Origin of the sequence: Enterocloster sp. HCN-30185 (assembly GCF_037890305.1) — a bacterium.
Classification (GTDB): Bacteria; Bacillota; Clostridia; order Lachnospirales; family Lachnospiraceae; genus Enterocloster.
In genome coordinates, this window is record NZ_JBBKBT010000017.1 from 45,393 (window position 1) to 54,597 (window position 9,205).

6 protein-coding genes and 1 tRNA gene are annotated in these 9,205 nt (G+C 44.4%); all 7 read left to right on the forward strand.

Annotated elements, in window-relative coordinates; translation table 11 throughout:
• The first annotated feature begins 91 nt into the window (after positions 1-91).
• The 7 genes from dnaA to WKT10_RS14285 all read left to right on the forward strand — a co-directional run bounded on the left by dnaA (position 92) and on the right by WKT10_RS14285 (position 9,028).
• Positions 92-1,462 (forward strand): chromosomal replication initiator protein DnaA, encoded by a 1,371-nt coding sequence (gene dnaA, locus WKT10_RS14255; RefSeq protein ID WP_337932654.1) that lies wholly within the window; start codon positions 92-94, stop codon positions 1,460-1,462.
• Positions 1,463-1,741: 279 nt separating this feature from the next.
• Complete coding sequence (dnaN, locus tag WKT10_RS14260; RefSeq protein WP_337932652.1) at positions 1,742-2,860, forward strand: DNA polymerase III subunit beta; 1,119 nt, start codon at positions 1,742-1,744, stop codon at positions 2,858-2,860.
• A gap of 75 nt (positions 2,861-2,935) precedes the next feature.
• Positions 2,936-3,145, forward strand: coding sequence for an RNA-binding S4 domain-containing protein (locus tag WKT10_RS14265; RefSeq protein WP_066543560.1), 210 nt, complete (start codon positions 2,936-2,938; stop codon positions 3,143-3,145).
• Between the two features lie 19 nt (positions 3,146-3,164).
• Positions 3,165-4,250: a DNA replication/repair protein RecF gene (gene recF / locus WKT10_RS14270; RefSeq protein WP_066543508.1), complete on the forward strand. Its 1,086-nt coding sequence runs from the start codon at positions 3,165-3,167 to the stop codon at positions 4,248-4,250.
• Between the two features lie 33 nt (positions 4,251-4,283).
• A complete protein-coding gene (gyrB, locus tag WKT10_RS14275; protein ID WP_066543510.1) occupies positions 4,284-6,200 on the forward strand; it encodes a DNA topoisomerase (ATP-hydrolyzing) subunit B in 1,917 nt (638 codons plus the stop codon).
• A 35-nt stretch (positions 6,201-6,235) separates the two neighbouring features.
• Entirely contained in the window at positions 6,236-8,746 is a 2,511-nt protein-coding gene (gene gyrA, locus WKT10_RS14280) for a DNA gyrase subunit A (RefSeq protein WP_337433672.1), read from the forward strand.
• A 194-nt stretch (positions 8,747-8,940) separates the two neighbouring features.
• Positions 8,941-9,028, forward strand: a tRNA-Ser gene (locus WKT10_RS14285).
• Positions 9,029-9,205 lie beyond the last annotated feature (177 nt).

A 9,205-nucleotide genomic window follows, 5' to 3' on the forward strand; every position in this document is an offset into this window, starting at 1 on the left:
ATATTTACACTTTTGATTGAAAAATTCACACCGTTAGTATACAATGTATTTAGATTGGGCAATTCTGCAATACAGTTTCAGGAGACAGAAAATGATAGAGAAAATAAAAGAAAACTGGGAAAAAATTCTGCTTATTTTAAAGGAAGAGCATGAAATTTCAAATATTTCATACCAGACATGGCTGGAACCTTTAAGCCCCTATTCTTTTAAGGGAAATACCATTACGATTATTGTTCCAGAACAGACATTTTTAGCTTATGTAAAGAAAAAATACGGCCTCCTTTTTAAAGTTACCATCTCTGAATTTCTTGGTCAGGAATGTGAGGTGGATTTTAAGGTAAAGGAGCAGATAGAGGTTCAGGAAACGCCTGCAGCCCCCTCCCTTATCCCAAAAGCCAAAGCTCCCGTAAGCCCGAATGTGATCCAGAGCGCCAATTTAAACCCAAAGTATACCTTTGATACCTTTGTAGTCGGCTCCAACAACAATCTGGCCCACGCGGCAGCCCTTGCGGTAGCGGAATCTCCGGGCGAAATCTACAATCCGCTGTTTATCTACGGAGGCGTAGGACTTGGAAAAACCCATTTGATGCATGCAATCGCTCATTTTATACTGAAAAACAACCCGAAATCCAAGATTCTTTACGTCAGTTCCGAGACCTTTACCAATGAGCTGATCGACGCGATCCGAAACAAAAATAATATTACCACCACAGAGTTTCGGGAAAAATACCGCAACAACGACGTTCTCCTGATCGATGATATCCAGTTTATTATAGGAAAGGAGAGTACCCAGGAGGAATTTTTCCATACCTTCAACACCCTGTACGAATCGAAAAAACAGATCATCATCTCCTCTGATAAACCGCCCAAGGAGATCGAAACTCTGGAGGAACGGCTGCGTTCCCGTTTTGAATGGGGCCTGACCGTGGACATCCAGTCCCCGGACTACGAAACCCGAATGGCCATTCTCCGAAAAAAAGAGGAGATGGAAGGCTACAATATTGATAATGAAGTAATCAAATACATTGCAACTAATATCAAATCCAATATCCGTGAACTGGAAGGCGCTCTTACAAAAATCGTAGCGCTTTCCCGCTTAAATAAATGTGATATTACTCTGGAACTGGCAGAGGAAGCATTAAAGGATATCATTTCTCCCAATGCCCAGAGAGAAGTGACTCCGGAGCTGATCATTCAGGTAGTATCCGATCATTTCGGCATCACTCCCGCTGATGTTATTTCCCAGAAGCGGACCAAGGATATCGTATATCCAAGACAGATCATCATGTACCTCTGCCGGACCATGACGGAAACCTCCTTACAGATCATCGGCCGCAGCCTTGGAAAAAGGGATCATACCACTGTTCTCCACGGTGCTGATAAGATTACCAGCGACATGCAGAAGGATGAGACCTTACGAAATACGATCGATATATTAAAGAAGAAGATCAATCCACAATAAGACGTGGAATCACTGTGGATAAATGGTTGATAACCTTTGGGTATTTTTGAGGCTCAAATTCATTTTTAACCGCCTGTGGATAAATCTTAACTTACTCCCAGGTTTTGTGGATTCTTTCCACAGTCTCTTCCACAGTGATTTATCCCCATTTTTACGGGATTTACACACTTTTACACAAACCCACAGCCCCTACTACGATTACGGCGGAAATTAACTATATCTTTATCTATTTAGGTTCCGCCTTTTTTACTTCATTCAGAAAGGAAGTTATCAACAATCATGAAGCTGCAATTCCAGAAAGACGCCATTGTAAATGGCATCAACATCGTTATGAAAGCCGTTCCATCCAAGACAACCATGTCTATTTTAGAGTGTATCCTGATCGACGCTTCTTCCAATGAAATCCGTCTGACAGGAAACGATATGGAACTAGGTATCGAAACAAAGGTAGAAGGCCAGATCCTGGAACACGGTAAAATTGCTTTGGATGCTAAGCTTTTTTCTGAAATCACCCGTCGTTTATCCAGCCAGAATTCAACCATTACCATTGAATCCGATCAAAAGCTGAATACCATTATCCGATGTGAAAATTCTGTTTTTAATATTCAGGGACGGGACGGGGAGGAATTTACCTATATTCCCTATATTGAACGTGATAAATATATCACCCTTTCTCAATTCACCTTAAAGGAAGTGATCCAGCAGACTATTTTCTCCATTTCTCCCAATGACAGCAATAAAATGATGGGAGGAGAGCTTTTTGAGGTAAATGAAAACCAACTGAAAGTGGTTTCACTGGACGGCCACCGTATTTCCATCCGAAATGTTACCTTAAAGGATCACTATGAACCCACTAAGGTCATCGTTCCCGGAAAAACCTTAAGCGAGATCAGCAAGATCCTTGGGGGAGACAATGAAAAAGAGGTTCGGATTTTCTTCAGCTCCAACCATATTTTATTTGAATTTGACGATACGATCGTGGTTTCCCGCCTCATTGAAGGCGAGTATTTCCGTATTAATCAGATGCTTTCCAGTGATTACGAGACGAAATTTTCTGTAAACCGGAGAGAATTTTTGGATTGTATTGAGCGGGCAACGATCCTGATCCGTGAAAATGATAAAAAGCCCCTGATCCTTCAGGTAAATGACAATACCATGGAATTAAAGTTAAATTCCAGCTTTGGCTCCATGAATGCGGAGCTTTTGATCCACAAGACTGGAAAGGATATTATGATCGGCTTTAATCCCAAGTTCCTTATTGACGCTCTCCGCGCCATTGAGGATGAGGAAATCAATATTTATATGATGAATCCCAAGTCCCCCTGCTTTATCAAGGATGAGGAAGAGACATATATTTATCTGATCCTTCCTGTAAATTTTAACGCAGCTTCTGTTTAAATGCATAAATATACATCAGCGTGTGCGCCGGTGAAAGACATTTCTCTGGTGCTCCTGTGCTTGGAAAGGAAAACAATGGAAACAATTAAATTAAGAGAAGATTATATCAAGCTGGGACAGGCCTTAAAGGCAGCGGGCTTTGTAGAATCCGGTGTAGATGCCAAATATGCGATTGAGGATGGCTTGGTATCTGTAAACGGTGAAACTGCTTATCAGAGGGGAAAGAAACTGGTAGACGGAGATGTGGTTGCCTATCAGGGCCAGACTATAAAGATCATAAAATAATCATGAAGAGAGAACATCCATGGTCATTGAGTCCATAGAGCTTAAGAATTACCGTAATTATGAAGAACTGCATATGGAACTGAATCAGGGAACCAACATTCTCTATGGTGACAATGCCCAGGGAAAGACAAATATTCTGGAATCTGCCTATGTTTGCTGCACTTCCAAGTCCCACCGGGGGGCAAAGGACAGGGATATCATCCGTTTTGGACAGGATGAATCCCATATAAAGCTGCAGATCCGGAAAAATGACGTTCCCTGGCGCATTGATATGCATTTAAAGAAAAATAAACCAAAGGGCATAGCCATCAACGGGATTCCCATCCGGCGGGCCAGCGAGCTGTTTGGATTGGCGAATATGGTATTCTTTTCCCCGGAGGACTTAAATATTATCAAAAACGGTCCGGCAGAACGGAGGCGGTTTATTGATATGGAGCTTTGCCAGCTGGATAAGCTGTATGTCCATTCCCTGGTTCAGTATAACCGGGTGCTGCTGCAGAGAAACCGCCTCTTAAAAGAACTGGCCTTTAAACCGGAATATGAAACAACGCTGGACATTTGGGATGAACAGCTGGTAAAATACGGGGTAGAGGTGATTACTTCCCGCCGTTTGTTTATTGAGCAGCTGGGAGGGATCATAAGCGGTATCCACGCCCGTTTATCAGGGGGAAAGGAAGAAATATCGGTTCTCTATGATCCGGATATCCGGGAGGAGGATTTTAAAGCCGCACTGGAAAAGAACCGTTCTCAGGATATCCGTCAGAAGACCACGCTTGCAGGTCCCCACAGGGATGATATTAATTTTATTGTAAATGGAATCGATATCCGCCGGTTCGGCTCTCAGGGCCAGCAGCGTACGGCAGCCCTGTCTTTAAAGCTTTCAGAGCTTGAGCTGGTAAAGCTTGTGAGCAGGGATGCACCGGTTCTTTTGCTGGATGACGTTCTCTCAGAGCTTGATGGCAGCCGGCAGACCCAGCTTTTGTCCGCAATACAGGATATTCAGACTATGATCACCTGTACAGGGCTGGAAGATTTTGTTAATCACAGGTTCCCCATTGACAAAATCTTCAAAGTAGTGGACGGAAAGGTATACAGCCAGAATTAGACGAACACCTGAAAAGAAAGGAAGATATAGAACATGGCAGAGCAGCAATACGGAGCAGATCAGATCCAGATCCTGGAAGGACTTGAGGCAGTAAGAAAGCGTCCCGGTATGTATATCGGCAGCACCTCTGCCAGGGGCCTTCACCATCTGGTTTATGAGATTGTAGACAATGCGGTAGATGAGGCATTGGCGGGATATTGTGATTCCATCGAGGTTTTTATTAATGAGGACAACTCCATTACCGTGGTTGATGACGGCCGCGGTATTCCCGTAGATATACAGAAAAAAGCAGGGATTCCTGCGGTAGAGGTTGTATTTACCATCCTTCATGCAGGGGGAAAATTTGGAAACGGCGGTTATAAGGTATCCGGCGGTCTTCACGGAGTGGGTGCATCCGTTGTAAATGCGCTTTCTGAATGGCTGGAGGTACAGGTATACAGAGATGGAAACGTATACCAGCAGCGTTACGAAAGGGGCAGAACCATGTATCCCTTAAAGATTGTGGGAACATGCAGTCCTGATCAGCATGGAACCCGTGTTTCCTTCCTTCCTGATAAGGAGATTTTTGAGGAAACCGTATTTGACTATGACACATTAAAAATGCGCCTGCGGGAGACTGCATTCCTTACAAAAAATCTGAAAATCGTTCTCCATGATGAGAGGGAGGAGAAGCATGAGCATACCTTCCACTATGAGGGCGGTATCAAGGAGTTTGTATCCTATCTGAATAAAGGCAAAACGCCGCTGTATGAAAATGTCCTTTACTGCGAAGGTACAAAGGACGGCGTATATGTGGAAGTGTCCATGCAGCACAATGACTCCTATACAGAAAATATTTACACCTTTGTAAATAACATCAATACTCCTGAGGGCGGTACTCATCTGACAGGATTTAAAAATGCCCTTACAAAGACCTTTAATGATTATGCAAGAAAGAATAAGCTTTTAAAGGAAAATGAGGACAGTCTTTCCGGTGAGGATATCCGAGAGGGGCTTACGGCGATCGTAAGCGTAAAAGTAGAGGAGCCTCAGTTTGAGGGACAGACCAAGCAGAAGCTGGGAAACAGTGAGGCCAGAGGTGCGGTTGACAATATTGTGAGCGAGCAGCTGACTTATTATTTAGAACAGAACCCCACAGCAGCAAAAGCCATGTGCGAGAAGTCCATTATGGCTCAGAGAGCCCGTGCGGCAGCCAGAAAGGCCAGAGATTTAACCCGCCGCAAATCTGCCCTGGAGGGGATGGCTCTTCCGGGAAAGCTGGCAGATTGTTCCGATAAGAATCCTGAAAATTGTGAAATTTATATCGTAGAGGGAGATTCCGCAGGCGGTTCTGCAAAGACGGCCCGTTCCAGAGCCACCCAGGCCATTCTGCCCCTGCGAGGAAAAATCTTAAATGTTGAAAAGGCCAGGATGGATAAGGTTTATGCCAATGCAGAGATTAAGGCCATGATCACAGCCTTTGGTACGGGTATTCACGATGACTTTGATATCAGCAAGCTGCGTTACCACAAGATCATTATCATGACTGATGCGGACGTGGACGGCGCCCATATCAGCACCCTCCTTTTAACTTTTATTTACCGGTTTATGCCTGAGCTGATCAAGCAGGGATATGTATATCTGGCACAGCCGCCTCTGTATAAAATCGAAAAAAATAAGCGTGTATGGTATGCGTACAGCGATGAGGAGCTGAATTCCATTCTTATGGACATTGGCCGCGACAACAGCAATAAGATCCAGCGCTACAAGGGACTTGGAGAGATGGATGCAGAGCAGCTCTGGGAGACAACCATGGATCCGGAACGCCGTATCCTTCTGCGTGTAACCATGGATGAGGAAACCACCTCAGAAGTGGATCTGACCTTTACCACTCTCATGGGCGACCAGGTAGAGCCGAGAAGGGAATTTATTGAAAATAATGCCAAAAAGGTGAAAAATCTGGATATTTAAGCTGCAAATGAGATCGAACATAAAGGAGATATACTATGGAACCAAATGTATTTGACAAGGTCCATGACGTAGACCTGAAAAAGACCATGGAACAGTCCTATATTGACTATGCCATGAGCGTTATCAGCGCCCGGGCTCTTCCGGACGCCAGAGACGGTTTAAAACCCGTTCAGCGCCGTGTGCTTTTTTCCATGATAGAGTTAAACAACGGACCGGATAAGCCACACAGAAAATGTGCCCGTATCGTAGGTGATACCATGGGTAAATACCATCCTCACGGCGACAGCTCCATCTACGGAGCTCTGGTAAATATGGCCCAGGACTGGTCCACCCGTTATCCGCTGGTAGACGGCCATGGAAATTTTGGTTCCGTGGACGGAGACGGAGCAGCAGCCATGCGATATACAGAGGCCCGTTTAAGCCGTATTTCCATGGAAATGCTGGCTGATATCAATAAGGACACCGTAGACTTTGCTCCCAACTTTGACGAGACGGAGAAGGAGCCAATGGTTCTTCCGGCACGTTTCCCAAATCTTCTGGTAAACGGTACCTCCGGTATCGCCGTAGGTATGGCAACTAACATTCCGCCTCACAATCTCAGAGAGGTCATAGGGGCTGTTTCCCTGATGATTGACAATCGGGTCAATGAGGATCGTGATACCTCCATAGAGGAGCTTATGGAAGTCATCAAGGGGCCGGATTTCCCTACAGGAGCTACTATTTTAGGCCGCAGAGGCATTGAGGAGGCTTACCGTACAGGCCGTGCCAAGATCAAGGTGAGAGCTGTTACCAATATCGAGACTATGGCAAACGGTAAATCCCGGATTATTGTCACCGAGCTGCCTTATATGGTAAATAAGGCCCGTCTCATTGAGAAGATTGCGGATCTTGTGAAAGAAAAGAAGATTGACGGAATCACTTATATTGGAGATGAGTCCAACCGTGAAGGTATGCGCATTAATATCGAACTGCGCCGTGATGTGAATGCGAACGTAATTTTAAACCAGCTTCTTAAGCATACCCAGCTTCAGGATACCTTTGGTGTCATTATGCTGGCATTAGTGAATAATCAGCCAAAGATCCTGAACCTTCATCAGATGCTGGAGGTTTATATTTCCCATCAGGAAGAGGTAGTAAGAAGAAGAACTCAGTATGATTTGAATAAGGCAGAGGAGCGGGCTCATATTTTGCAGGGTCTGCTGATCGCATTGGATCATATTGATGAAGTCATCCGTATTATCCGCGGTTCTGCCAACGTGGCAGAGGCCAAGACACAGTTGATGGAGCGGTTCGGGCTTTCGGATGCCCAGTCTCAGGCAATTGTAGATATGAGACTGCGTGCTCTTACCGGTCTGGAACGGGAAAAGCTGGAAAATGAATTTAAGGAGCTGCAGGCTAAAATTGCCCAGTTAAAGGCAATTCTGGCAGATGAGAAGAAGCTTCTTATGGTAATCAGAGAGGAAATCAATATCATTGCGGCCAAATACGGGGATGACCGCCGTACTGCTATTGGCTTTGATGATGATATGTCTATGGAAGATCTGATCCCGGATGAGGATACAGTGGTAGCCATGACTCATTTAGGCTATATTAAACGCATGGATGCAGATAATTTCAAGAGCCAGAACCGGGGCGGAAAAGGTATTAAGGGAATGCAGACCATTGAGGAGGACTATATTGAAGACCTTCTTATGACAACCAACCACCATCACATGATGTTCTTTACAAATACAGGCCGCGTATACCGCTTAAAGGCATATGAGATTCCGGAGGCAGGCCGCACTGCTCGAGGAACCGCTATTGTAAACCTTCTGCAGCTTCAGCCGGGAGAAAAGATTACTGCCATTATTCCCATGAGGGAGTTTAATGAGGATCAGTATCTCTTTATGGCAACCAAAGAGGGTATGGTAAAGAAAACCCCTATGGTAGAGTACGGCAATGTACGCAAAAACGGACTTCAGGCTATTGTACTGAAAGAGGGAGACGAACTCATTGAAGTAAAGGCTACAGACGATAAGCAGGATATTTTCCTGGTAACCAAGAAGGGAATGTGCATCCGCTTTAAGGAAAAGGATGTAAGAACCACTGGCCGTGTATCCATGGGCGTGATCGGTATGCGCTTTGATGAGGATGACGAGGTTATTGGCATGCAGATGGAAAGCCAGGGAGAGGAGCTTCTTGTAGTATCTGAAAACGGTATGGGCAAGCGTACGCCGATTGAGGAGTTTAAGCCTCAGTTCAGAGGCGGAAAGGGTGTGCTCTGCTATAAGATAACGGAAAAGACAGGGAACCTGGTAGGCGCCAAGCTGGTAAATGACGGAAGGGAAATCATGCTGATTACCACAGAAGGCATTATTATCCGTATGTCTGTAGATGATATTTCAGTAATCGGAAGAAATACTTCTGGTGTAAAACTTATGTCTATTGATCAAAATTCAGATATTAAGGTAGCAAGCATTGCCAAGGTACGCGAAAGCGAAGCCAAGGACAGCAATGTTTATGATGAAGAGTATTATGAAGAAGATACGGAAAATGAGTCCGAATAAATTCCAATAAGAAAAACCGGTTCAGTCAGAGTTTCGACTGGGCCGGTTTTTCGTTTAGGTTTTTCGTTTATAAAAAATTATGTAAAAAAATTGAAAAATAGCTCTTGACATAATAAGAACCCTTTAGTATAATACCCTATGCGTCTGGCGGGCAGATATACCTGTCAGGAGCAATTATATGGAAATTTGAATTCGGAGAAATACTCAAGAGGCCGAAGAGGCGCCCCTGCTAAGGGTGTAGGTCGGGAAACCGGCGCGAGGGTTCAAATCCCTCTTTCTCCGCTCCATTTTCCTAAAAAAGTTTTTGAAAATTGTTAAAAAAGTGGTTGACATGAGCGCTTAAGTGTGATATCATTGATACTCGCTGAGGCAATCGGCAAAAACGAAAAAATAAAAATAAAAAAAGTTGTTGACAAACGCGAGCGACTGTGATAAGATATAAAAGTTGCTGCTGAGAAA

Excerpts from the sequence above, each read along its gene's own strand:
- dnaA (WP_337932654.1), top strand. The coding sequence starts at position 92 with ATGATAGAGAAAATAAAAGAAAACTGGGAAAAAATTCTGCTTATTTTA.
- dnaN (WP_337932652.1), top strand. The coding sequence starts at position 1,742 with ATGAAGCTGCAATTCCAGAAAGACGCCATTGTAAATGGCATCAACATC.
- WKT10_RS14265 (WP_066543560.1), top strand. The coding sequence starts at position 2,936 with ATGGAAACAATTAAATTAAGAGAAGATTATATCAAGCTGGGACAGGCC.
- recF (WP_066543508.1), top strand. The coding sequence starts at position 3,165 with ATGGTCATTGAGTCCATAGAGCTTAAGAATTACCGTAATTATGAAGAA.
- gyrB (WP_066543510.1), top strand. The coding sequence starts at position 4,284 with ATGGCAGAGCAGCAATACGGAGCAGATCAGATCCAGATCCTGGAAGGA.
- gyrA (WP_337433672.1), top strand. The coding sequence starts at position 6,236 with ATGGAACCAAATGTATTTGACAAGGTCCATGACGTAGACCTGAAAAAG.